This window comes from Streptomyces sp. NPDC057253, from assembly GCF_042669125.1.
GTDB lineage: Bacteria > Actinomycetota > Actinomycetes > Streptomycetales > Streptomycetaceae > Streptomyces.
Window position 1 is genome coordinate 1 of record NZ_JBHUXV010000134.1, and the last position, 23,430, is coordinate 23,430.

At 71.9% G+C, this 23,430-nt stretch carries 22 protein-coding genes and 1 tRNA gene; 15 read left to right on the plus strand and 8 right to left on the minus strand.

The features are described 5' to 3' along the window. Window positions 1-43: 43 nt before the first annotated feature. Genes ACFULQ_RS41495 through ACFULQ_RS41505 form a run of 3 tightly spaced genes read right to left on the minus strand, consistent with a single transcriptional unit; the run spans window position 44 to window position 2,873 of the window. Window positions 44-814: a ThuA domain-containing protein gene (locus ACFULQ_RS41495; protein ID WP_383554792.1), complete on the minus strand. Its 771-nt coding sequence runs from the start codon at window positions 812-814 to the stop codon at window positions 44-46. A 3-nt stretch (window positions 815-817) separates the two neighbouring features. Next, entirely contained in the window at window positions 818-1,582 is a 765-nt protein-coding gene (locus ACFULQ_RS41500; protein WP_383554794.1) for an SDR family NAD(P)-dependent oxidoreductase, read from the minus strand. Between the two features lie 52 nt (window positions 1,583-1,634). Continuing rightward, a complete protein-coding gene (locus ACFULQ_RS41505; RefSeq protein WP_383554797.1) occupies window positions 1,635-2,873 on the minus strand; it encodes an acyl-CoA dehydrogenase family protein in 1,239 nt (412 codons plus the stop codon). A 197-nt stretch (window positions 2,874-3,070) separates the two neighbouring features. Between ACFULQ_RS41505 and ACFULQ_RS41510 the strand changes: the two genes are divergently transcribed. The 5 genes from ACFULQ_RS41510 to ACFULQ_RS41530 are packed head-to-tail and all read left to right on the plus strand — an operon-like array spanning window position 3,071 to window position 8,373. Next, a complete protein-coding gene (locus ACFULQ_RS41510; RefSeq protein ID WP_383554800.1) occupies window positions 3,071-4,609 on the plus strand; it encodes an AMP-binding protein in 1,539 nt (512 codons plus the stop codon). Window positions 4,610-4,662: 53 nt separating this feature from the next. After that, window positions 4,663-5,268, plus strand: a complete 606-nt coding sequence (locus tag ACFULQ_RS41515) for a histidine phosphatase family protein (protein ID WP_383554803.1) — start codon at window positions 4,663-4,665, stop codon at window positions 5,266-5,268. 29 nt (window positions 5,269-5,297) lie between these two features. Then, the gene (locus ACFULQ_RS41520; protein WP_383554807.1) at window positions 5,298-6,488 is read left to right on the plus strand and encodes an acetyl-CoA C-acyltransferase; all 1,191 of its coding nucleotides are present in this window, start codon (window positions 5,298-5,300) and stop codon (window positions 6,486-6,488) included. A gap of 18 nt (window positions 6,489-6,506) precedes the next feature. Beyond that, complete coding sequence (locus ACFULQ_RS41525; protein WP_383554810.1) at window positions 6,507-7,466, plus strand: PDR/VanB family oxidoreductase; 960 nt, start codon at window positions 6,507-6,509, stop codon at window positions 7,464-7,466. A gap of 46 nt (window positions 7,467-7,512) precedes the next feature. Next, entirely contained in the window at window positions 7,513-8,373 is an 861-nt protein-coding gene (locus ACFULQ_RS41530; RefSeq protein WP_383554813.1) for a 3-hydroxybutyryl-CoA dehydrogenase, read from the plus strand. A 23-nt stretch (window positions 8,374-8,396) separates the two neighbouring features. On the opposite strand, the gene ACFULQ_RS41535 is transcribed toward ACFULQ_RS41530, so the two are convergent. Then, window positions 8,397-8,768: a winged helix-turn-helix transcriptional regulator gene (locus tag ACFULQ_RS41535; RefSeq protein WP_383554816.1), complete on the minus strand. Its 372-nt coding sequence runs from the start codon at window positions 8,766-8,768 to the stop codon at window positions 8,397-8,399. 83 nt (window positions 8,769-8,851) lie between these two features. On the opposite strand from ACFULQ_RS41535, the gene ACFULQ_RS41540 reads away from it, so the two are divergent. The 6 genes from ACFULQ_RS41540 (at window position 8,852) to ACFULQ_RS41565 (ending at window position 14,479) form a co-directional block, all read left to right on the plus strand. After that, window positions 8,852-9,760 carry an NAD(P)-dependent oxidoreductase gene (locus ACFULQ_RS41540; RefSeq protein WP_383554819.1) on the plus strand — a complete coding sequence of 303 codons (909 nt, stop codon included), beginning with the start codon at window positions 8,852-8,854 and terminating at the stop codon, window positions 9,758-9,760. A gap of 60 nt (window positions 9,761-9,820) precedes the next feature. After that, the gene (locus ACFULQ_RS41545) at window positions 9,821-11,188 is read left to right on the plus strand and encodes a hypothetical protein (protein ID WP_383554822.1); all 1,368 of its coding nucleotides are present in this window, start codon (window positions 9,821-9,823) and stop codon (window positions 11,186-11,188) included. Between the two features lie 62 nt (window positions 11,189-11,250). Next, window positions 11,251-11,323 (plus strand) — tRNA-Gln (locus tag ACFULQ_RS41550). A 485-nt stretch (window positions 11,324-11,808) separates the two neighbouring features. Then, entirely contained in the window at window positions 11,809-12,252 is a 444-nt protein-coding gene (locus ACFULQ_RS41555; RefSeq protein WP_383554824.1) for a DUF485 domain-containing protein, read from the plus strand. Continuing rightward, on the plus strand, window positions 12,249-13,880 hold the full coding sequence (locus ACFULQ_RS41560; RefSeq protein WP_383554827.1) for a cation acetate symporter: 1,632 nt from the start codon (window positions 12,249-12,251) through the stop codon (window positions 13,878-13,880). Before ACFULQ_RS41555 ends, ACFULQ_RS41560 begins: the two co-directional genes overlap by 4 nt. Before the next feature lie 98 nt (window positions 13,881-13,978). After that, a complete protein-coding gene (locus tag ACFULQ_RS41565) occupies window positions 13,979-14,479 on the plus strand; it encodes a pyridoxamine 5'-phosphate oxidase family protein (RefSeq protein WP_383554829.1) in 501 nt (166 codons plus the stop codon). Between the two features lie 25 nt (window positions 14,480-14,504). Here the strand turns inward: ACFULQ_RS41565 and ACFULQ_RS41570 are convergent, their stop codons facing one another. Further along, a complete protein-coding gene (locus tag ACFULQ_RS41570; RefSeq protein ID WP_383554846.1) occupies window positions 14,505-15,242 on the minus strand; it encodes an SDR family oxidoreductase in 738 nt (245 codons plus the stop codon). A 91-nt stretch (window positions 15,243-15,333) separates the two neighbouring features. On the opposite strand from ACFULQ_RS41570, the gene ACFULQ_RS41575 reads away from it, so the two are divergent. Together ACFULQ_RS41575 and ACFULQ_RS41580 are read left to right on the plus strand one after the other, a co-directional pair. Continuing rightward, window positions 15,334-16,173, plus strand: a complete 840-nt coding sequence (locus tag ACFULQ_RS41575) for a LysR family transcriptional regulator (RefSeq protein ID WP_383554831.1) — start codon at window positions 15,334-15,336, stop codon at window positions 16,171-16,173. A gap of 39 nt (window positions 16,174-16,212) precedes the next feature. Beyond that, window positions 16,213-16,602 carry a VOC family protein gene (locus ACFULQ_RS41580; protein WP_383554833.1) on the plus strand — a complete coding sequence of 130 codons (390 nt, stop codon included), beginning with the start codon at window positions 16,213-16,215 and terminating at the stop codon, window positions 16,600-16,602. Between the two features lie 36 nt (window positions 16,603-16,638). Here the strand turns inward: ACFULQ_RS41580 and ACFULQ_RS41585 are convergent, their stop codons facing one another. Further along, window positions 16,639-17,640, minus strand: a complete 1,002-nt coding sequence (locus ACFULQ_RS41585; protein WP_383554835.1) for a LacI family DNA-binding transcriptional regulator — start codon at window positions 17,638-17,640, stop codon at window positions 16,639-16,641. Between the two features lie 207 nt (window positions 17,641-17,847). On the opposite strand from ACFULQ_RS41585, the gene ACFULQ_RS41590 reads away from it, so the two are divergent. After that, window positions 17,848-20,832 (plus strand): glycoside hydrolase family 2 TIM barrel-domain containing protein, encoded by a 2,985-nt coding sequence (locus ACFULQ_RS41590; RefSeq protein ID WP_383554838.1) that lies wholly within the window; start codon window positions 17,848-17,850, stop codon window positions 20,830-20,832. A 12-nt stretch (window positions 20,833-20,844) separates the two neighbouring features. On the opposite strand, the gene ACFULQ_RS41595 is transcribed toward ACFULQ_RS41590, so the two are convergent. Together ACFULQ_RS41595 and ACFULQ_RS41600 are read right to left on the minus strand one after the other, a co-directional pair. Beyond that, on the minus strand, window positions 20,845-21,750 hold the full coding sequence (locus ACFULQ_RS41595; protein ID WP_383554841.1) for a helix-turn-helix domain-containing protein: 906 nt from the start codon (window positions 21,748-21,750) through the stop codon (window positions 20,845-20,847). Next, window positions 21,747-22,589, minus strand: coding sequence for a peptidoglycan-binding protein (locus tag ACFULQ_RS41600; protein WP_383554849.1), 843 nt, complete (start codon window positions 22,587-22,589; stop codon window positions 21,747-21,749). The genes ACFULQ_RS41595 and ACFULQ_RS41600 overlap by 4 nt, the downstream gene beginning before the upstream one ends. Before the next feature lie 278 nt (window positions 22,590-22,867). On the opposite strand from ACFULQ_RS41600, the gene ACFULQ_RS41605 reads away from it, so the two are divergent. After that, window positions 22,868-23,314: a peptidoglycan-binding protein gene (locus ACFULQ_RS41605; protein WP_383554843.1), complete on the plus strand. Its 447-nt coding sequence runs from the start codon at window positions 22,868-22,870 to the stop codon at window positions 23,312-23,314. Window positions 23,315-23,430 lie beyond the last annotated feature (116 nt).

Consider the following 23,430-nt stretch of genomic DNA (forward strand, 5'->3'; position numbering starts at 1 on the left):
CGGCTGAGCCCGGTGCCGTAGGGGGCCGGCGCGTGTCGGCCCCCTACGGCATGTCCGCCATCCGTCGCACACACCGCCGCAGCACCGTCAGGAACTCGGCCGTCTCCCACGGCCCCACGTCCACCCGCCCGGTGTCGTCCACGCCGAGGTCCTGCATGTCATAGCGGCCCCGGCAGTGGCCGAGGGTGAAGTAGCAGACCTCGCCGCGGCCGTGCGGCTTGAGGTACAGCACCGGTCGGGGCGCGCTGTCACGAGCCGCCGTGTCACCTTCGGCGAAGCCGCGGCACGGTCCCGTGTATTCGGCGTGCAGCAACACCTCGAGCTCGCCGTGCAGTTCGCACACGTACAGCTCATCCGTGACGGTGAACGGCCCGATCCCGGCGACCAGGGGATGGTCGGGCCGGGTCACCTTCACCTCGTACGGCTCGATCGGCGGGTGGGCCAGGAACTGGCTGCCGAGCACCCGCGCCAGGTCTCCGAGGAGCCGCGGGGTCGTGAACTCCCGTGGCCCGGCACCGTTGGACGGCTCGATCACCGCGTTGGTGCCGTGCAGGGCCAGCCAGCGCCCGCCCCGCTCGACGAACCGGGCCAGCGCGGCCCGCTGCGCCGGTCGGGGCCGGACGTCGCAGGTGTAGGTGATCAGCAGGTCCGCCCGGTCGAGGGCGCCCTCGCAGTCGTAGTCCTGGTACACCGTGGTGCGCACCCGAGGCTGCTCGGCGAGCAGTTCGAGCAGCCTGAGCCGGGCGTGGTCGAAGTCGTGCCAGCGGCCGCCGCAGACCAGTACGGCGTCCAGGCGGCCGGCCGGGCCCGCCACGGGTCAGTACTGGACGCGGGTCAGCAGCCCGCCGTCCACCACGAGGTTGACGCCGACGCAGAAGGAGCCGGTCCGCCCGAGCAGGAACGCCACCGCGGCGGCCACGTCCTCGGCGGTGCCGTAGCGGCCGATCGGCAGCTTGGCGAGGACCTCCTCGTACACCTCCGGGCGGCTGGTGCGGATGGTCTCCCAGGCGCCGCCGGGGAAGTCGATGGGGCCGGGCGAGACGGTGTTGACGCGGATGCCCTTGGGGGCGAGGGAGTGCGCGAGGGCCGAGGCGTGCTGGACGACGGCCGCCTTGAGCGCGGAGTACGAGTTCGCTCCGGCCGGGCGCGCGGTGTCGGAGGCGTTGGTGGTGCCGATGGCGACGACGGCGGCTCGGTCGGATGCCTCCAGGTGGGGAAGGGCCGCCTCGACCAGGCCGGCGAAGGGGATGAGGTCGCCGCGCAGGCTGTCCTCCCAGGACGTGGGGCCCTTGACGTTGCCCGCCGACACGTTGGACACCAGCAGGTCCAGGCCGCCGAGTTCACCGGCCGCGCGCTCCACGAAGGCCGCGAGGGCGGCCGGGTCGGTGACGTCGACCGGTTCTGCGAACACCGTGGCGCCGTCGGCGCGCAGTTCGGCGGCCGCCTTGGCGAGCCCTTCCTCGCCGCGTGCGCACAGGGCCAGGGCGCAGCCCTCGGCGGCCAGGGTGGCGGCGATCGCCCGGCCGATGCCCCGGCTCGCACCGGTCACCAGCGCCTTCGCGCCTGTCAGTCCCAGATCCATGGTCGTCACTCCTTTGTGAGAAAGCCTGTGGGAGGTCTCTTGGTTGCCGCTCTCAGTTGCCGGGAAGCTGCGAGAACGGCGCCCGGTCCGTGCGCGGTTCCGGCGGCAGCTTCAGCACGCGTTCGCCGATCAGGTTGCGCTGGATCTGGTCGGTGCCTCCGGCGAGCCGGTAGCCGGGGGCGCCGAGCAGGTGCTGGGTCCAGGCGAAGGTGCCCGGCTCGCCGGTGTCGGCGCTGATGCGTGCGCCCATGAGCTCGGCGGCGACCTGGCCGGTGCGGGTGAGCAGTTCGGAGGCCATGAGCTTGGTCAGGGAGGCCTCGGGACCGGGCCGGCCACCGGCTGCGCTGGTGCGGGCGACCCGGTCGACGGTGGCCGCGCGCAGGGCGGCACGCACGTACAGGTCGGCGAGGAGCTGGCGGGCCAGGGGGTCGCTGGTCCGGCCGAGGGAGCGGGCGAGCGCAAGGACGTCGGAAAAGGTGCCGCCCTTGCGGCGGTTGCCGCTGCCGGAGGCGGTCCGTTCGAAGGCGAGGGTGGTGGTGGCGACCTCCCAGCCCTGGCCCGGCCGCCCGATGCGCAGTGCGTCCGGGACGCGTACGCCGCTGAGGAAGACCTCGTTGAAGGAGGCGCCGCCGCTCATCTGCCGGATGGGGCGCACCTCCACTCCGGGGGCGTCCATCGGGACCAGGAAGGCGGTGATGCCGGCCTGTTTGACGACGTCCGGGTCGGTGCGGGCGAGCAGCAGGCCGTAGTCGGCGAACTGGGCGCCCGAGGTCCACACCTTCTGGCCGTCGATCACCCACGCGTCGCCGTCCTGGCGGGCACGGGTGCGCAGGGCCGCGAGGTCGGATCCCGCGCCGGGTTCGCTGAAGAGCTGGCAGGCGAGCCGGTCGGTGCGCAGGAACGCGCGTGCGTGCTCCTGGCGTTGCTCGTCCGTCCCGAACAGGGAGACGGCCATCGCGACCAGGCGCACGGTGACGCTGATCAGCTCGGTGGACGGCGGCACCTCGAACGCGGACTCCTCCTCGGCGAAGACCGCCACGTGAGTGGCGGTCAGTCCGGCGCCGCCCTTGTCGGCGGGGAGTGTCAGCGCCTGGTAGCCGGCGTCGAAGCGGGCCCGCTGGTAGGCGCGGCAGCGCTCCAGCAGCAGGCGTTCCTCGTCCTGCGGGAGGTTGTGGAACACGGCGAGGTCGGCGTCGGCCCCGGCGGACTCCGGCTCGCGCGCCGGTTCCAGCACGGTGGCCAGCCACTGCCGGACCTGCCGGCGCCATGCGTCCGGATCGGGCTGGGACATGGCTCCTCCTCGACTACTTACCAGACGACAGATTGAGTAACGGCGAGCGTGCCGCACGTCGTCCTCGCGGTGGGAACATGCGGGAATGGCTTCGTCCGGGATCAGAGTGTTCCGTACTTTCTTGATAAACGCTACAGTCTCAGCATCCCTCTCTCCCGTCGGCATCGGGAGAGGACCGAGGAGCCGCCGGAGGAGCCATGTCGCTGCTGCCACTCGACCGCCGCGCCCAGGAGACACCCCATGAGCCCGCCCTGGCGGACGACCTGGGCGTGCTCACCTGGTCCGGCCTCGCGGACCAGGTGGCGCGGGCGGCGGCCCGGCTGCTGGAGTGCGCCCCCGGACCGGACGACCGGATCGCCGTCCTCGGCGACAACGCGATCCCGACCCTGGTGGCGCATCTCGCGGGACTGCGCGCCGGAGTGGGGACCGTCGCCACCTCCCGCAACCTCACCTCGGGAGAACTGGTCGACCAGATCATCGACGCGGGCGTGACCGGGATCGTCGCCGGGCCGGTGGGCGCCGGTGCCGCCCTCGACGCGGCCCGGGAACTGGGCCTGCCGGTCGTGACGCACGGAACCCCGGCGGCCGGCCACTCCTTCGACTGGGACCTGTGGCTCACCGCCGCCCCCGTCGGCCGCGCCCTCCCCACGGACCGGCCCGCCCGTCCCCCGCTCGTCTACACCTCCGGAACCACCGGCCGCGCCCGCGGCACCGAGGTGCGCTGGGTCGGCACCCCGGTCGCCGACAGCGCCGCCTACCTCGCCGCGATGTCCGCCCGGCCCGGCTTCCCGCCCGGCCCCCACCTGGTGTGCGGCCCCCTCCAGCACAACGCGCCCCTGACCTCGCTGCGCCACCTCGCGGCCGGTGAGCCGGTGGTCGTCCTCGGCCGCTACGACCCGGAGACCTTCCTCAGCCGGGTGCAGAAGTGGCGGGTCACCTCGACGGTGATGGTCCCCACCCACTTCCAGCGGCTGCTCGCCCTCCCGGACGACATCCGCTCCCGCTACGACGTCTCCAGCCTGCGGCAGGTCTCCCACACAGGCTCCGCATGCCCGCCCGACGTGAAGCGCGCCATGATCGACTGGTTCGGACCGGTGCTGACGGAGTCGTACGGCGCCAGCGAGGCGGGGACGGTGGCCCGCATCAGCAGTGCCGAGTGGCTGGCCCACCCGGGCTCGGTCGGCCGGGTCCGGCCCCCGTTCGAGGTCCTGGTCACAGACGACGACGGCCTTCAACTGCCGTCCGGTGAACGCGGGTTGCTGGCCTTCCGGGCACCCGAGGACCAGGGCGTCCGCTACCACGCCGACCCGGACAAGACCAAGGCCGCCTACCTCTCCCCCGGCGTCTTCACCCTCGGCGACATCGGCTACGTCGACGCCGACGGCTACATCTTCATCACCGACCGGGCCGCCGACGTCGTGGTCTCCGGCGGGGTGAACCTGTACCCGGCCGAGAGCGAGGCCGTCCTGCGGCAGCACCCGTCGGTCGCCGAACTCGCCGTGATCGGCGTGCCCGACCCCGACTTCGGCGAGGCACTGCGGGCGCTGGTCGTGGCCGCGGGCGAGGAGCCGACCGCCGAGGAGCTGGACCGGTTCTGCCGCGAGCGCCTCGCCGCCTACAAGTGCCCGAAGTCGTACGAGATCGTCCCTGAGCTGCTGCGCAACGCGATGGGCAAGCTCGACAAGCGCGCGATGCGCCGCCCCTACTGGAGCTCGGAACGGACCATCGCCGGCTGAGCCGCCTCCCCGAGCACGCAAGGACCACCTGTGCGCGTACACAAGGACCCCTCATGACCGAACTCCTTCTCGTCCGGCACGGCCTGCCCGTGGCCGGAGTGTTCGACCCGGGGCTGTCCCCCGAGGGCACCGCCCAGGCCGAACGCCTCGCCGCGTGGCTCGGCCACGAGGACCTGGACGCCCTGTACGTCAGCCCGTTCCGGCGGGCCCGCGAGACCGCGGCACCGCTGGAACGTCTCACGGGCATGACCGCGACCGTCCTCGACGACCTGCGCGAGTGGGACACGGACGTCTCCCAGCCCTACACCCCGCCGGAGCAGATCGGCACGGGCGATCCCCGGGCGGCGGCGCTCGCCGAGGGACGCTTCGAGGACTTCGTCCCCGACCTCGACTGGGAGGCGTTCCGGGGGCGGGCGGTGCGCGCGATGGACACCATCCTCGACGCCCATCCCGGCGGGCGGGTCGCGGCGGTGTGCCACGGCGGCATCACCAACACCTATCTGGCGACGGTGCTCGGCCTGCCGACGATGTTCTGGTTCCACCCCGGCTACACCTCCGTCAGCCGGGTGCGGCGCATGCCCGGCGGCCGGGTCGTCCTGCACTCGGTGAACGAGACGGCCCACATGATCGCCGAGCGCGCCGCCGACCCGGTCGCCTGAACCCGCTCCCACCCCAGGAGGTCCCGGCCATGCCCGGATCCGTCATCGTCGCCGGCGCGAGAACCCCCATCGGCAAGCTGATGGGCGCCCTGAGCACCCTGTCCGCGGTCGATCTCGGGGCCCATGCCATCCGCGCGGCACTGACCGCCGCCCACGTGGACCCGCAGTCCGTGCAGTCCGTCGTCATGGGGCATGTGGTGCAGGCCGGGGCGGGCCCCAACCCGGCCCGGCAGGCCGCGGTCCGCGCCGGGATCCCCTTCTCCGTCCCGGCGAGCACCGTCAACAAGCTCTGTCCGTCCGGGCTGCACGCCATCGCGCTGGCCGACCTCATGATCGCCTCCGGCCGTCACCAGGTGGTCGTCGCGGGCGGCATGGAGTCCATGTCCGGCGCCCCGCACCTGCTGCGCGGATCACGCGCCGGCTGGAAGTACGGCCCCTCCGCGGTGGAGGACGCCCTGGACCGCGACGCCCTCGTGTGCGCCTTCGACGGCATCTCCATGGGTGCGGCCACCGAGCGGTACCAGCAGCCCTTCGCCCTGACCCGGCAGGAACAGGACGAGTACAGCGCGCTGTCCCACCAACGAGCCGCCCACGCACGGCAGTCGGGCGCGCTGTCGCAGGAGATCGCCCCCGTCACGGTGCCCGGACGCCGGGGCGAGACGGTCGTGGACGCCGACGAGGGCGTACGGCCGGACAGCACCGCCGAGTCCCTGGGGCGGCTGCGACCGGCCTTCTCCGGCACGGGCACCGTCACCGCCGGCAACTCCTCCCAACTCTCCGACGGGGCCGCCGCCGTAGTCGTCATGAGCGCCGAGCGCGCCCGCCGGGAGGGCCTGACACCGCTCGCCGAGATCGGCGCCTACGGCACGGTCGCGGGCCCCAACCCCTCCCTGCTCGTCCAACCGGCGGGCGCGGTCCGCGACGCCCTCGACCGGGACGGCCGGCTCAAGGCGGCCGACCTGGACCTGTTCGAGATCAACGAGGCGTTCGCCGGAGTGGCCCTGGCCTCCGTAAGGGAGCTGGACGTCCCCGTGGACAAGGTGAACGTCAACGGCGGCGCGATCGCGCTCGGACACCCGGTCGGCATGACCGGAACCCGCCTCGTCCTGACCCTCGCCCTGGAGCTGCGGCGGCGCGGCGGCGGCAGCGGAGCGGCGGCCCTGTGCGGGGGCGGCGGCCAGGGCGACGCACTGCTGCTGCACGTGCCGACGCGGACCTGAGACCGGAGCGCACTCACCATGAACGACCAACTCCCCCTGACGGTGGCCGCCCGCACCCTCGTGGCCGACGGCGTGGTCTGCCTCACCCTGCGCCGCCCCGACGGCGGCCTGCTCCCCGCCTGGACGCCGGGCGCCCACATCGACGTCCTCCTGGACGGTGAAGCGGGTGACCTGGTCCGTCAGTACTCCCTGTGCGGCAACCCGGCCGACCGTGACACCTGGCAGATCGCGGTGCTGCGGGAACCGCAGGGCCGCGGCGGCTCCGCACACGTCCACGACCGGCTGCACGAAGGCGCCGCAGTGCGGGTGCGCGGTCCGCGCAACAACTTCCCGCTGCGGGCCGCCGCCCGCCATCTGTTCATCGCGGGCGGCGTCGGGATCACCCCCATCCTTCCCATGGTCGAGGCGGCCGAGGCCGCGGGGGCCGACTGGAGCCTGCTCTACGGCGGCCGCACCCGGACCTCCATGGCCTTCCTGGACCGCCTCGCCCCGCACGGCGACCGCGTCCTCGTCCGCCCCCAGGACGAGTACGGCCTGCTGGACCTGGCCACCCACCTCGGCGTACCCAAGGAGGGCACCCTGGTGCACGCCTGCGGTCCCGAACCCCTGCTGCGGGCGGTGCAGGAACAGTGCGCGGGCTGGCCGCCCGGCACGCTGGGCGTGGAACGCTTCGCCCCGGTCCCGACGGCCGACGGGGACGCGGCCACGACCACGGCCTTCGAGCTGGAACTCGCCCGTTCCGGGCTCACCCTCACCGTGCGGCCGGACCGTTCGGTGCTGGAAACCGTGGAGGAGGCCGGCGTCGACGTCGACTTCTCCTGCCGGGAAGGCACGTGCGGCACCTGCGAGACGGATGTGCTGGAGGGCACGCCCGACCACCGCGACTCGCTGCTCACCGAGGACGAGCGGGCCGCCGGCGACACCATGCTCATCTGCGTCTCCCGCTCGTGCGGGCCCCGCCTCGTCCTCGACCTCTGACGCCCCTCACCCTCACCCCTCGCTCACCAGAAAGGACGGGCCCCGGATGCACCCCGTCACCCGTCTCGGCGTCGTCGGCTGCGGCCTCATGGGCTCCGGCATCGCCGAAGTCGCCGCCCGCCACGGCATCGACGTACGTGTCGCCGAATCCACGCCGGACGCGGCCGAGGCGGGCCGCCGCCGCGTCACCGCCTCCCTCGACCGGGGCCTACGGCACGGCAAGCTCACCGCGGAGCAGCGCGACCAGGCCCTCGCCCGGCTGTCGTTCACCGTGGACCTCGGTGAGATGGCCGACCGTCAGTTCGTCGTCGAGGCCGTCGCCGAGAACCGCGACATCAAGACCGGGGTCCTGCGCGACCTGGACAAGGCGGTCGAGGACCCGACGGCGGTCCTGGCCACCAACACCTCCTCGATTCCGGTGGTCGACCTGGCCGTCGTCACCGAGCGGCCCGAACGGGTCATCGGCCTGCACTTCTTCAACCCCGTGCCCGTGCAACGGCTGGTCGAGGTCATTCCCGCCCTCGTCACCGACGCCGAGACACTGCGGCGCACCCGCGACTTCGCCGGGCAGCTGGGCAAGGAGGCCGTCCAGGCGCCCGACCGCTCCGGCTTCGTCGTCAACGCCCTCCTCGTGCCCTACCTGCTCAGCGCGGTGCGGATGGTGGAGTCGGGCTCCGCGCGGCCGGACGACATCGACCGCGGGATGGAACTCGGATGCGCCCATCCCATGGGGCCACTGCGCCTGCTCGACCTCATCGGCCTGGACACCGCCCAGGCCGTGGCCGAGTCGATGTACGAGGAGTACAAGGAGCCGCTGTACGCCCCGCCGGCCCTGCTGCGCCGGATGGTCGCCGCGGGTCATCTGGGCCGCAAGAGCGGGCGGGGGTTCCACACGTACGAGAACTGAACCGGCGCCGGCTGCTGCGTGGCCTAGGGGTGTGAGGCCTCGGCCACGTCGGCCGCTTCGGGGGCTTCCCGGCGTATCCGCTCGACCCCCCACGCACCGAGCGGCTCCAGCGCCTTGTTGAGCGTGTGCCCGTGCTCCGTGAGGGAGTACTCCACGCGCGGCGGCACCTCGGCGTACACCACCCGGTGGACAAGTCCGTCCTCCTCCATCTCGCGCAGGTGCTGCGTCAGCATCTTCTCGCTCACTCCCGGTAAGCCGCGCCGGAGTTCGGCGAAGCGACGTATGCCGTGGGCTTCGAGTTCCCAGAGGATCAGCCCCTTCCACTTCCCGCTCACCACGTCGAGTCCGGCGTCGATGCCGCAGACGTAGGGTCCGCGTCTCGGTGCCTTGGCCATCACTGAACCCCTTACTGAAAGGTAAGTACCGCAGAAAATAGTGGGTACTTCCGACCGTAGCGGCACTCTCCGAGCATGGAGGAGTGATCGAACAACCGAACTCCACCAGCAGTCCGACCAGCGCCGTCACCGTGCTCGGGCTGGGCCCGATGGGCCAGGCCATGGTCCGCACCCTTCTCACCGCCGGCCATCCCGTCACCGTCTGGAACCGCACCCCCGGCCGGGCCGAGGGCGTCATCAAGGACGGGGCGACTCTCGCCGCGACACCCGGTGAGGCGGTCGAGGCGAGTGAGCTCGTGATCCTCAGCCTCACCGACTACCGGGCGATGTACGACATCCTCGGCGACGCCACCGCATCGCTCGCCGGTCGCACACTGGTCAACCTGAGCTCGGACACACCGGACCGCTCCCGCGAGGCGGCGACCTGGGCGGCGGGCCACGGCGCCGGCTTCCTCACCGGAGGGGTCATGGTGCCCGCGCCGATGGTGGGCACCGAGGCGTCCCACGTCTACTACAGCGGCCGCGAGCAGGTGATGGAAACCCACCGGGCGGTGCTGGCGCTGCTCGGCACACCGAGATACCTGGGCGATGACCCCGGCCTCGCGCAGATGATGTACCAGGCCCAACTCGCCGTGTTCCTCACCAGTTTGTCGGCGCTGATGCATGCCACCGCGATGCTGGGCACGGCAGGGCTGAAGGCATCGGAAGCGCTGCCGGAGCTGCTCTCCTTCACCGACTCGATCGGCGGCATCCTCAGGGCGGGCGAGCGGAGACCCGGCGTCGCGCTCGATGCGGGAGAGCATCCCGGCGACCTCAGCACCGTCACCATGATGGGCGCGACGTCCGACCACATCGTCGAGACCAGCGCGTCACTGGGCCTGGACCTCGCGCTTCCCCTGGCCGTGCAGTCCCACTACCGGCGAGCCATCGAGAACGGCCACGGCGGCGACAACTGGACCCGCATCATCGACAGCATCCGAGCGCGGCACTGACCGGCCGCGCACGCGGATAACCGGTGGAGGAACGGAAGTTGTGCTGACACAGTGATGTCCATGCCGTCGCCCACAACCGAACAGATCCTCCGAGAACTGCACGCCTCGCTCACCCTGCGCAAGCGTCCGGAGGACGTGGCCCGGCTGATCCAGGACATGTACGCCGCCCAGGGCACGACCCTCGACGCGGCGACCGACGCGGCGCTCGCGAAGGCCGCCGAGCACTCGTTGCGCAATCTCTGGCACGGCTACACCTCCATGCGCGAGGAGTTCGCCCGTCCGGTCGGCGCACAGTGCCAACTCGCCCGAGCGGCAAGCCTCTTCACGACCATGCCGGAGCTTGCGGGCGACGCCGGGGACGATCCGGCCCGGATCGAGGCGGTGATCCGAAGAGCGGGCGAGGAGATCGGCCGCTCGTACGGGCAGAACGACTTCGGCATGGATCGCCTCGACCGGGCCGAGCGGACGGCGGCGGGCCTCGGCGGAATCTCGAAGCGCCAGTACAACAAGCGTTTCCGGCTCCTGCGCCGGATGGAGGCCAAGCTGGCGCGGCTCGTCCACGAGCAGCGCCGGCGCGAAGTGGTCATGACCGGCAAGGGCGCCCTCGCGCACGCCCTGCCGTACGAGTTGTTCGCCAGGGATGCGGACACGGCGGCCTTCATCGCCTACATCACGGCGCGCGGCCACATGCGCAGCATCTTCACCAACGGCCGGCAGCGTCAGGTCTACGACGAGGTCGCCCAGGCCCTGTTCGCCCGGCTGACGGCCGAGCGGGCCTGCTGGTACGCGATCGCGCATGTGCACCCCACAGCCGAGGTGCTGGCCCAGGTCTCCGACGAGGACCTCACTCGCCTGCTCGTCCGGTGGAGCGGATTCCTCCGCCAGGTCGCCGACCTCCTGGAGGACGCCTGGAACCGGCATCCGCTGGAACGCCACACCATGATCGTGCGCCCCGGCGACGACTCGTCGACGTGGAACCAGGCCGCGCAGGCCTGGAACACCGCCCGTGCCCATTGGTTCGCGGTGCTGACCGAACTGGGTCAGGACGAGGTCCTGGACCGGTTCTGTCCCGGCAAGGTGCCCCGGCTGATGGCCGCCGACGTGGCGTACTGGCACCGCATGAGCGGCGGCGGGCTGCACCCCGACACCTACGTCTGGGCGGAGCTTCCGCTGCCCTGGGAAGTGCTCCGGGGTGAGGAGCAGTGCCCCCGCTCGCTCGTCGAAACGGTCTGCGCCCGTCATCGGGTGGACCCGGTCCGCGGCGCCTGGACCGCTCCGAGGCCGGTGGCCGAGGCCGTGGCCTTCCGGCGGACGCCCGAGCTGGTCCATGGGGTCGCCGTCGCCGACCCGCTCATGGCCGGGGCGCTCCGGTCGGCGGGGGTCTTCTCCGGCAAGCAGAAGCGGGCGGCCGCCGAGGAGTGGTTGTGAGGGGGGTCCCGCCGAACAAATCAGTTGTCCCGGAAGGCAGTTGGCGCAATGATCGCGGTGGCGACGAGGAAGCTCTGCGGAGGAGCGCCCGGCTCTGATTCCGGGTGGACGCAGGTTCGAATCCTGCCCTCGTCGCCGCTTCAGACTTGCCGATGCCAAAAGGCGCCGGCCGCCGTCGTCAGAGGCTCGTCCCCGAAGCGTGCACAGAGGCGTGCACCGGGGCACGTTCGGACGGCTCGATACTCGCAAGGCATATGCCAGCAGTACCACCCCCTCATTGGACGGCACCCCACTGCGGCATCCGACGTACCGGCCGTCATCCCGACGACCGATCCCCCTCCAGCCGAGCAGCCAACGCCGACTGGGACTGGTGTACGACGTACGGACGGTCGAATGCGAAGGACCGGGACCCCACAGGGCACTCGCGGCTCACTCGCCTCACCCCCACCACGGGCCCCCGTCCGGACCGGCCTGCCCGAGCGGCTGCCCGCAGAAAGTTCAACGGAACACCCATCCACCCCCCGGACACCCGCATAACGTGCGGTGACCCGAACCGCCTCCGCCTCCCCCACCTTCTTGCGGTCCGTGACTCAAGGACCCAGCGCGCTAGGAGTTTTGGGATGTCCTACGACCGCTCGGAATTAGCCCTGCCGCACCGGCACGACGGACGGGTCCCCTCCCCCTCCGCTCTCCGGCCGCCGTCCCCGGCGACGGTCGCGGGGCGCCCGGGCAGCGGGGCCCGTCAGCGTTCGTGGTCCAGTTACCACCGCGCCCTGCGCGTCCTGCGCCGCGCCTGCCGGTGGCAGCGGCGGGTGGCCACCCTCGTCGCCCTCGGCTACTTCGCCGTCTTCCTCACCCTGACCGTCAAGGCCCCCGCCCTCATGGCCCGCCCGGCCCCCGGCGGGCTCCCCACCGGCCTGCTCCTCGCCGTCGTACAGATCCCCGTCACCTGGCTGGCCGTCCTGCTCTTCGAGTACTCGGCCCGGCGCTTCGTCGACCCGCTGGCCCGCAGGGTCAGCCGGTACGCCCGCCCGGCCGACGGGGACGGGCGGCCCCGGCGATGACCGACCTCGGCGGCTCCGCGCAGTCCTGGTCCCTGGTCGCCTTCTGCAGCGTCGTCACCCTCACGCTCCTGCTGTGCGTCCTGACCGGCCCCGACCGCGACGACCTGGAGGAGTTCTACACCGGCTACAAAACCCTCTCCCCGCTGCGCAACGGTCTCGCGGTCGCCGGCGACTACATCTCCGCCGCGACCGTGCTCACCATCGGCGGGGTCATCGCCCTGTGCGGCTTCGACGGGGTGGTCCTGGCCCTGAGCACGCTGCTGTCGCTGCTCCTGCTGATGTTCCTGCTCGCCGAACCCCTGCACAACACCGGCCGGTTCACGATGGGCGACGCGCTGAGCCGGCGGGTCCCGGGGCGGGCCGTGCGCATCACCGCGTGCGCGGTGACCCTGCTGTCGCTGATCCCGATGATGATCGTGCAACTGGCGGGCGTGGGACAGCTGTTGGCGTTCATCCTGGGCTTCTCGGACCGCGCCATGCAGACCGGCTGCATCGTCGGCGCGGGAGTCCTGATGATCAGTTATGCCGCTCTGGGCGGGATGCGGGGGACCGCGCTGATCCAGATCATCAAGACGGTGATCCTGCTCGGGTCCGGACTCGTGGTCGCCGCGCTCATCCTCGCCTCCTTCGGCTGGCACCCGGGCACGATGGTCGACACGGCGGCGCAGCGCAGCGGCACCGGCCAGGCGTTCCTCCAGTACGGCCTCCAGTTCTCGGACGGGCCGCATCCCGCACTCGACATGATCAGCACGCAGGTCGCCATCGTGCTCGGCGGTGCCTGCCTGCCCCACGTGACCATGCGCATGTACACCGCGGGCAACGCCCGCCAGGTGCGGCGCACGATGTCGTGGGCGGTGTCCTCGGTCGCCCTGTTCATGCTGCTCATCACCGTCATCGGACTCGGCGCCACGGCACTGCTCGGCCGGGAGCGGATCACGGCCGCCGACCCGCACGGCAGCACCGCCTATCTGCTGGGCGCGCGGGCCGTGTTCGGGGCCGACGTCTCACGCACCGAGAGCCTGGTGTTCAGCACCGTCACCACGGCGATCTTCCTGACCCTCCTGGCGTCCGTCGCCGGGATGACGCTCGCCTGCGCCAACTCCCTGGCGCACGATGTCGTCGCCTCCCGGAACAGCGGCATGTCCGCGCTGCGGGAGATGACCCTCGCGCGGGCCTGCGCGCTGATCGTCGGCATCCCCGTGGTGCTGCTGGCCGCGCTCGCCCAGCACCGCAGCCTCCAGCCGCTGGCGACCCTCTCCTTCTGCATGGGCGCCTCCGCCATCGCGCCCGCGCTGGTCTACTCGCTGTTCTGGCGGCGCTTCAGCAAGGCCGGGCTGCTCGGCACACTGATCGGCGGCTCGCTCGCCGTGCTGGTCCTGATGTCGGGCACCCGGCTCGTCTCCGGATCCCCCGCCTCGGCCTTCCCGGAGGCCGACCTGAACTGGTTCCCCTTCACCACGACGGCCCTGGTCTCGGTTCCGGTTGGCTTCACCTGCGGCTGGCTGTTCACCCTCCTGAGCGGACGCCGCAGCGCCCGCCGCGCACGCGAACGGTACGCCGGCATCGAACAGCTGATCCTCGCCGGGCCCCCGCGTCGCCGCCCGACCTGGAGCCCGGACGGCCCATGAAAGACGCGACTCCCGGGAGCTCGTCGTGGCCCGGATGTCGAGAACGCGGCCCTGACTCCGTCCCAGGTACAGGAATGGCCACGACGGGAGGACCGACCATGGAAGCGAACGAGATCACCGAGGTTCTGAACCGGCCCCTCAGTCAGGACCTGCTGGCTCGCGACGTGACCCGCCTGGCCTACGTCGCCGAGGACGGCACACCCCGCAACGTCCCGATCGCCTTCACCTGGAACGGCTCGGAGATCGTCCTGTGCACCACGAAGAACGCCCCGAAGCTCGCGGCCCTGCGCGCGAACCCGGCGGTCGCCCTGACCATCGACACCGAGGTGCACCCGCCCAGGATCCTGCTCATCCGGGGCCGGGCCGAACTGGACTTCGTCGACGGCATCCCGGACGAGTACCTCCAGCCGACCAGCAGCTACGAGATGACCGCCGAGCAACGCGTCGAGTGGGAGGCGGAAGTGCGGTCCCTCTATCACGACGGCATGGTCCGGATCGTCGTCACGCCGACCTGGGCGAAACTGATCGACTTCGAGACGACCCTGCCGAGCGCGGTCGAGGAGCTGGTCCGGCAGCGGGAGGAGCGACAGCGGGCGTGAGCGCCGGGCGGTCGGTCAGGTCAGGTCACCAGGGCACGACGCCGCTGTCGTCGAACTGCTGGCCGGTCGGGCCGTCGTCCGGCAAGGTCGCCAGCCGGACGGCGATCGCCGCGCCCTGCTCGGGGGTCTGCGTCCCGCTGAACCCGTTGAGGTCGGTGGCCACGTAACCGGGGCAGGCGTTGTTGATCAGGACGTTGGTGCCGCTCAGCTCCTTGGCGTACTGGATGGTGACGGCGTTGAGGTACGTCTTCGTCGGCGCGTACGCCCCGCTGATCCCCCCGAGGTCCACGCCGGGCGTGGTCTGCAGGGTCAGGGAGCCGACGTGGCTGGACTGGTTGACGATCCGCGGGTGCGCCGAGCGGAGCAGCAGGGGCAGCATCGCGTTGGTGACCCTGATGACGCCGAGGACGTTGGTCTCCAGCAGCCGCCGCACGGTCCCGAGGTCGATGCTCGTCGGTTCCTCCGGCCAACCACCGGCCACACCGGCGTTGTTGACCAACACGTCCAGCCGTCCAGCCCGTTCCTCGATCAGCTGGACCGCGGAGGCCACGCTCCCGGCATCGGTCACGTCCAGAGGCACGCCGAACGCATCAGCACCACCCGCACGCAACTTGGCCACAGCGTCCTGACGCCGCCGCCCGTCCCGGGCACCGACCCCGACACTCCACCCCCGCGCCCCCAGCCCGGCCGCGATCTCAAACCCGATTCCCTTGTTCGCGCCAGTGACCAGCGCGATCGTCTTCTCGCTCATGAAAACGAGCATGCCTGCGCCCCAGCCGAGCACCAACACCCTCTCGGTAGTGCAGCGATACCCGAACGACATCGATCAGCTCCTGCCGTCTTAGCCTGGACCCATGGAGATACGCGAGCTGCGGTGCTTCGTCGCCGTCGCCGAGGAGTTGCACTTCGGGAAGGCCGCCCAGCGTCTTGGGATCGCCCAGCCGCCGCTGTCCCGCACAATCAGCCGGCTTGAGCGGCGGCTCGGAATCGCGCTGCTGGAGCGCACCAGCCGTAAGGTCACGCTCACGGCGGCCGGAGCCGTGTTGCTCGCCGAAGCACGCGAGATCCTCAGCGCGGTGGCCGCGGCCGAGCGGCGTACCCAGCGGGCCGCCGAGGCACACCCCAGCGTCGTTCTCGCCGTCAAATCCGGCACCGGTGGCGAGCTGCTGACGAAACTGCTAGACGCCTACGCCGCGGAGCCCGGCGCGGCCACCGTCGATCTGCTGGTCTGCGAGGCGCACCAGCATCGGCAGCTGCTGCGGGAGGGGCAGGCCGACGTGGCGCTGCTGCACCTGCCCTTCGACTCGGCAGCCGGGCTCGACACCGAGACCCTCCGCACCGAGGGGCAGGTCGCGATCCTGCCGGCCTCGCACCCGCTCGCCCTGCGCTCCCAGGTCCGGATGGCCGACGTCACCGCGCTGCCGGAACTCCCGATGGCCCGCTGGCCCGGTCCCGGCGGCGAGTACCCCGAAGGGCCGGGCGCGGAGGTACGGAACCTGACACAGCTCTTCCAGCTGATCGCACTCGGTCGTACGACTGTGGTCATTCCGGAGTCGGCCGGCGCCGACCTGCGAAGGGACCTCGCCGCGGTGCGGGTCCTCGACGCCCCGCCGGTCACAACGGTGATCGCCTGGCCGCCGCACAGCGGCCTCCGTGCCGTCGCCGACCTGGTCCGCGTGGCGACGCTCCTGTGAGCCGGCGGGAACCGGCGGCCGGGTGGGTAGCGTACGGGCATGGTGACGTTCGGGGCTGTGCAGGTGAACCTGTGGTGCGAGGACGTGGAGCGCTGTGCGGCGTTCTTCCGGAGCCTGGGGATGCCGGAGAAGTTCCGCTTCCCCTCCGACGGTGAGCCCCACCAGGTCGAGGTGGAGGCGGCCGGCGTCCGGATCGGGTTCAGTTCGGCTCGGGTGGGCAGCGAGCTCTTCGGCATCGCCACGACGCCCGGACAGAACACCGAGGTCGTGTTGTGGTGCGACGACGTCGACGCGGTGCATCGGACGGCACTCGATGCGGGCGGCGAGTCACTGAAGAGTCCGACCGACTCTCCGGACGGACGCCTTCACTTTTCCTGGCTGCACGATCCCGAGGGTCACCTCGTGAAACTCGTACAGGAACGCGGCTGAGCCGGCTGGTCCGACAACGACCGCTTCAGGACGCCTCTACGCCGACCCCCGCAGCCGCAGCTCCGCCCCCACCGTCAGTACGTCCGTGCGCCTGGGGCCGCTCCCGGTCAGGAGTCGGGCCGCCTCCTCCACGGCCAGTGCGCCGAGACCCCGCGTGTCCAGGGCCACCGTGGTGAGCGGTGGCTCGACCAGTGTCCCCAGGCGGAGGCCGTCGAAGCCGACCACCGCCAGGTCCTCGGGGACCTTGCGTCCGAGCCGGCGTGCCGCGCGCAGGCCCCCGATGGCGATGATGTCGTTGAACATGAACACGGCGGTCAGCTCGGGGTGTTGGGCGAGGAGTTCCTGAAGGGCGCGTTCCCCGCCCTCCACGCTCTGGTCGGCGCGGGCCACCGCGGTGGCGTCCAGTCCGCACGCGGTCATCGCCCCCTCGAACCAGTCGTGCCGGACGCTCGGCTCGGAGCGTTCCGCGAGGTCCAGCATGCCGATGTGCCGGTGGCCCGCCCGGCTGAGGTGCCGGATCGCCGCATGGACGCCCGCCTCCCCGTCGATCAGGATCGAACTGAACCACTCGGTGCGGTGCTTGCGGTCGATGAGCACCACGGGCAGCCCCCGGGTCAGCCTGACGATCTCGTCCTCCGGCAGGCTCAGATAGCCCACGACCGCGTCCACCTGCGAGGCGATCACCTCCAGCGTGCTCCGCTCCTCGTCGACGCGGTCGCCGGTGTCGTACACCACCACGTGCCAACCGAGCACCCGCGCCGCCTCCAGCGCGGCGGCGGCGACCTCGGTGAAGAACGGGTTGAGCAGATCGGGGATCACCAGGCCGACGCTGAAGGTGTCCTGACGGACCAGCCCCCGGGCGAACCGGCTCGGCCGGTATCCCAGCGCCTGTGCGGCGTCGAGGACGCGCTGCTTGGTGGCGACGCCGATCTCGCCCTTGTCGTTCAGCGCCCGTGACACGGTCTGCCGGGACACCCCGGCAGCCTCGGCCACGTCGTCGATCGTCACCCTGCGGGGTCCGCCCTCCGCCGCCGCCATCACTCACCTCCGCCTCATCACCGACGCACCCGCGCCGCAGGGACACCGAGTATGCCCCGTCCCAGCACCACCCCGGACCCGTCCGGCGCCTGCCCCGACACCCTGAACCTTGACATTCCGCCCGGCCGCGCCTGACACTCCCAACGCCTTCCGTTACCGCTCCCGTGAGCGCTCACGGTACCCGTTGACCGACAAGGTTGTGAGCCCGTGCCCTCCCAGTTCTCCTCGTACGTGTCGGACACCGCACCGTGGCGGGGCGCCCTGCGTCCGGCCCGTTCCTGGCTGCACTCCGACGCCCCCTCCCTGTCGCTGAACGGCCCCTGGCAGTTCCGTCTGTCGCCCACGACGGCCGTGGTCGAGGACTTCGCCGCCGAGGGCTTCGACGACCGGGAGTGGGACAGCATGCCGGTGCCCGCGCACTGGGTGCTGGAAGGCGACGGCGCCTACGGCCGGCCGATCTACACGAACGTCCAGTACCCGTTCCCGATCGACCCGCCGCACGTGCCCGACGAGAACCCCACCGGCGACTACCGCCGCCGCTTCGACCTCCCCGAGGACTGGGCGGACGCCGAACGGGTCGTGCTGCGGTTCGACGGGGTCGAGTCGCTGTTCAAGGTCTGGGTGAACGGCGTCGAGATCGGCAGCGCCAGTGGCAGCAGGCTGGCCCACGAGTTCGACGTGACGTCCGCGGTGCGACCGGGCGGCAACGTCGTGGCCGTACGGGTGCACCAGTGGTCGGCCGCCAGCTACCTGGAGGACCAGGACCAGTGGTGGCTGCCGGGCATCTTCCGGGACGTCACCCTGCTCGCCCGCCCGGCCGGGGGCGTCGAGGACGTCTGGCTGCGCACCGGATACGACCACGGGAACGGCCGTATCGACCCGGAGATCACCGCCGACGCGGCCGCCTTCCCCATCACCCTGCGCATCCCCGAACTCGGCGTCGAACGGCTCTGGGCCTCCCCGGCGGACGTGACCCCCCTCGACATCGCGGGCGTCGAGCCCTGGTCGGCGGAGCGGCCCCGCCTGTACGACGTCACCGTGTCCTCGGCCGCGGAGAGCATCGCCCTGCGGGTGGGCTTCCGCACGGTCGAGATCCGCGGCGACCGGTTCCTGGTCAACGGCCGCCGTGTCGTCTTCCACGGAGTGAACCGGCACGAGGCCCACCCCGAGCGCGGCCGGGTCTTCGACGAGGAGCACGCCCGCGCGGACCTGGCCCGGATGAAGCGGTTCAACGTGAACGCCATCCGCACCAGCCACTACCCCCCGCATCCCCGGCTGCTCGACCTCGCCGACGAACTCGGCTTCTGGGTCATCCTCGAATGCGACCTGGAGACCCACGGCTTCGAGAAGGGCGACTGGGCCGGCAACCCGAGCGACGACCCGGCCTGGCGCGCGGCCTTTCTGGACCGTGTCGAGCGCACCGTCGAGCGGGACAAGAACCATCCCGGTGTCGTGATCTGGTCACTCGGCAACGAGGCCGGGACCGGCGCCAACCTCGCCGCCATGTCGGCCTGGGTGCACGCCCGCGACCCCGAGCGTCCCGTGCACTACGAAGGTGACTACACCGGCGACTACACCGACGTCTATTCGCGCATGTACCCGACGGTCCCCGAGACCGAGGAGATCGGCACCGACGGCTCCGTCGCACCGCTGCTCGGCTGCACCCCCGCACAGGGCGCCCGGCAGCGCACCAAGCCGTTCCTGCTCTGCGAGTACGCCCACGCGATGGGCAACGGTCCAGGCGCCCTCGACCAGTACGAGGAACTGGTCCACCGGTTCCCGCGGCTGCACGGCGGCTTCGTGTGGGAGTGGCGCGACCACGGCATCCTGGCCACGGCCCCGGACGGGACGCCGTACCACGCCTACGGCGGTGATTTCGGCGAGGTCGTGCACGACGGCAACTTCGTGATGGACGGAATGGTGCTCAGCGACGACGTGCCGACGCCGAGCCTGTACGAGTTCAAGGCGGTCGTGCAGCCGATCCGCTTCGCCTTCGACGGCGACAAGCTGGAGATCACCAACCTCCGGCACTCGGCGGACACCTCCGACCTGCGCTTTCGCTGGCGTGTCGAGCATGACGGAGACCTCGTGGCCGAAGGGCAGTGGGACGCCCCGGTCCTCGCGGCGGGCGAGTCGGGGCGGGTGCCGCTGCCGCCGGTCGCGGTGGCCCCGGACGGCGAGACCTGGCTGACCGTCGAGGCCGTGCTGGCGGTGGCGACCGCCTGGGCACCGCAGGGACACGAGATCGCCACCGCCCAACTCGACCGCTCGGTACGGCGACCGGTGCCCGCCGCCCGGTCCCGGCGCGACTGGGGGCCCGGCGAGGGAACGCTCACGCTCGGCATCGCCGAGTTCACCGGCGGCTCCCTCACCCGCCTCGCCGGGCGCCCCGTGACCGGGCCGCGCCTGGAGCTGTTCCGTGCGCCCACCGACAACGACGAGGGCGAGGCCGACCGGCTGGAGGGCAGCGACAACAGCGTCCTCGGGGTGTCCAGCGCCGACACCTGGCGCCGCGACGGCCTGGACCGGTTGACCACGCGGCGCCTCGGCGTCGAGCAGGCCACGGACGCCCTGCGCACGGTCGACCGGGTCTCCGCCGCGGACTCCGCCCTCTCGGTGACCGTCGAGTCCGTCTGGTCGATCGAGGACGGTGAACTCGAACTGCGCGTGGACATCGAGCCCTCGCGCGGCTGGCGGTCGGTGTGGCCGCGGATCGGGGTGCACTTCGAGCTGCCCGACGGGACGGCACCCGTCGACGGCGCGGACTGGTTCGGTCTGGGCCCCCTGGAGTCCTACCCCGACAGCCTTCGCGCGGCCCGCACCGGCCGCTTCTCCTCCTCGGTCCGCGACCTCTCGGTCCCCTACGCGCGCCCCCAGGAGACCGGCCACCGTTCTCAGCTGCGCCGCCTCACGCTCACCAGCGGCGCCACCGAGGTCCTGCGGTTCACGGCCCTCCCCGACACCCGCGGGCGGCGCCCCGGCTTCACCCTCGGCCGCCACACGCCCCAGCAGATCGCCCGGGCCGCCCATCCCTTCGAGCTCCCGGAGTCGACCACGAGTCACCTGATCATCGACGCGGTCCAGCACGGACTCGGCTCCCGGGCCTGCGGGCCGGACGTGTGGCCGGAGTTCGTGCTGCGCCCGGAAGCCCGCACCATCAGGCTGCGCATCACACCGGGCGCCGGTTCCTGAAACACACCCCGCTCACCCTGCGGGGGCGGTGACGCACTCCTTCGCGCCGCCGCCCGCGGGGCTGAAACACGCCCGCACGGACGCTCCGGAGCCGACCACGCTCATGAGGGTGTGGACATAGGTGTCCGCCTCTTTGCGGTTGCTCACCTGGGCGCTGTGGTGGGAGCCGTGGCGGCCCCGGGTCGTGATCTCCACGCGGTCGCCCACGACAGCCCCCCACATCCGGGCCCAACTCGCCCCGCATTCCCGGCTGTAGCGGATCTGGACCCAGGCGCCCGTGGCGGTCTCGTGCTCGGCGAGGGTCAGCGGCTCGGCGCCGCATCGCGTCGTGATCGGGTCCCTGTTCTGACAGGCCGTACGGCGGCACAGCGGCCCGGTGGCCGCAGAGGGCGAGGGGGACGGCGAGCCCGCCTGCCTGCCGTGGGCCGGGGGAAGGTTGAGAAGCACGAGTGCCCCGATGACGACAGCACAGGCCGACGCCAGGGCGGTGACGACGTGTGCGCGCCGGCGACCGGTCGGGCCGGTGGTGGGTAAGGGTGCCTGGGGCGGCGGGACGCTGACGCCCGGGGCTGTCGCGCCCGGCGCGGCGTCGGAGGCCGGAGGCGGGGTGTCCGTCCCGGTGGCCGGACGCTCTCGAATGTGTGTCCCCCGCGCCGGCGGTGCGTCTTGCGTCCGGTTCGTGCGGGCGATGTCCAGGAGGGCCAACGCGTGGTCGGCCGGCTCGTCGGCGAGGTGGCACAGCTCCTTGACCGCGCTGCGCGGTGGCAGGCTCTTGCCGTTGAGGTAACGCTCCCAGGACGACCTGCTGTACGTGCTCGCGTTCGCGAGCTGCGTGAGGCTGAGCCCGGTGCGCTGCCGCAACTCCCGCAGTACGGCGGCCAGTCGGGCACCCGGCGGGGAGGCGGGACCGGCTGTCATCCCCGCAACGCCTTCCAGGTGTGCGGACCCAGCATGCCGTCGACGGTGAGACCCGCGCGCTGCTGGAACGCCTTGACCGCCCGCAGGGTCAGCGGGCCGAACATGCCGTCGATCCCGCCGGGTGAGATGCCCGCCCGGCGCAGCAGACACTGCGCCTCGGCGACATCGGCGCCGGTGTCGCCGTAGCCGATCTCGGTGGTGCGGCCCTTGTTGATGCCGGCCGACCAGCGGCCGTCGACTCGGGCGATGCGGCAGGTGTAGGTGGGCGGTGGGGAGGGGGCGGTGCTGCGGGGCGGAGCGGTGATGGCCGCCGGGGTGACGTCGTCCTCCAGGCGCAGCATGACAAGCAGCGCCGCCAACAGGGCTACGGCCAGGGCGGCGACGCCCGCGGCGAGGGCAAGGTGCGGGATTCGACCGGGAGTTGGCTCGGCGGGACGCGAGGACGGGACCTCGGCGGGACGTGGGGACGGGACCTCGGCGGTGTCTGAGGGCGAGGAGGCGCTCGGTGCGGCCGGCATCTCGGTGTGCGCATGCGCCTGTCCCCCCGTGTGCGCCTGTCCCCCCGCGCGACGCCTGTCCCACGTGTCCGCCGCGACCTCGCGCAACGCGAGCAAGGGGACGGGATCCGTGCCGGAGATCCGGGCCAGCGCCTCCACCGCCTCGCGCGGCGGCAGCGAGGCACCCCCCAGATACCGCTCCCAGGACTTGGCGCTGTACCCGGTCTTGGCCGCGAGCTGACGCATCGTCAGCTCGCTGTGGTCCTTGAGCCGGCGCAGGTCGGCCATCAACTGCCGTGCGCTGGGGTCGAGTTCCGCGGGCAGGGTCTTGGAGCGCGGCATGTTTCCCCCAAAAGCGGTCGTCAGCGTGGTCAGGCGCGTGAACAGCGGTCCCCACCGCTGCTGCGCATTCTGCATGAACGCATCACATCTGTCACAGGTGTCCCACATGACCGTCCCAGCGGGCGTCGTCCTCGCAGGTCAGCAGGGCTCTCGTCCCAGAAGAACGCCACCTGTGCCCGGGGCGTGGCGGTCATCCCCTTCCGCCCTCCACCTTTGGTCTCGCCACCTGACCCGCTCGGCGGGAGCAGGTGCCGACCCCCCAACCGAAAGAGGAACGTATGCGACCGAACGCTCTGGGCAGGATCATCGTCGGCCTCACCGCCGTCGTCGGCCTGGCCGCCGGCACCGTGGCGACCGCGGGCACCGGCTTCGCGGCGACCGCGACCACCGCGCGGACGACGGCCGTCGCCCAGCCCGCCGCCGTGGCCGCCACGCAGAACTTCGGCCTGACCACGGCCGAGGCGAAGAACGTCCAGGACTTCCTCGCGTACAGCTGGGGCTACAACGGCGCCATCGACGGTCAGCTGGGCACCAACAGCTGGAAGGCCTTCCAGCGCTGCCTCGCCACGTACTGGGGCTACACCGGCGACATCGACGGGGACCCCGGCCCCAACACCATCAAGGCGCTGCAGCGTCTGCTGAAGGACAGCTACGGATACACGGGCGAGATCGACGGCATCGCCGGCTCGGGCACCCGGGCGGCGTTCAAGCGCTTCGCCGCCTGACCGTACGACCTGACCGGACGACCTGCCCGGACGACCTGCCCGGACGACCCTGCCTGGCGGTACGGCCCGCCGTTCGGGCCGTTCGTCAAGTGACCGTGCGCGGTCCGTCCTTGCCC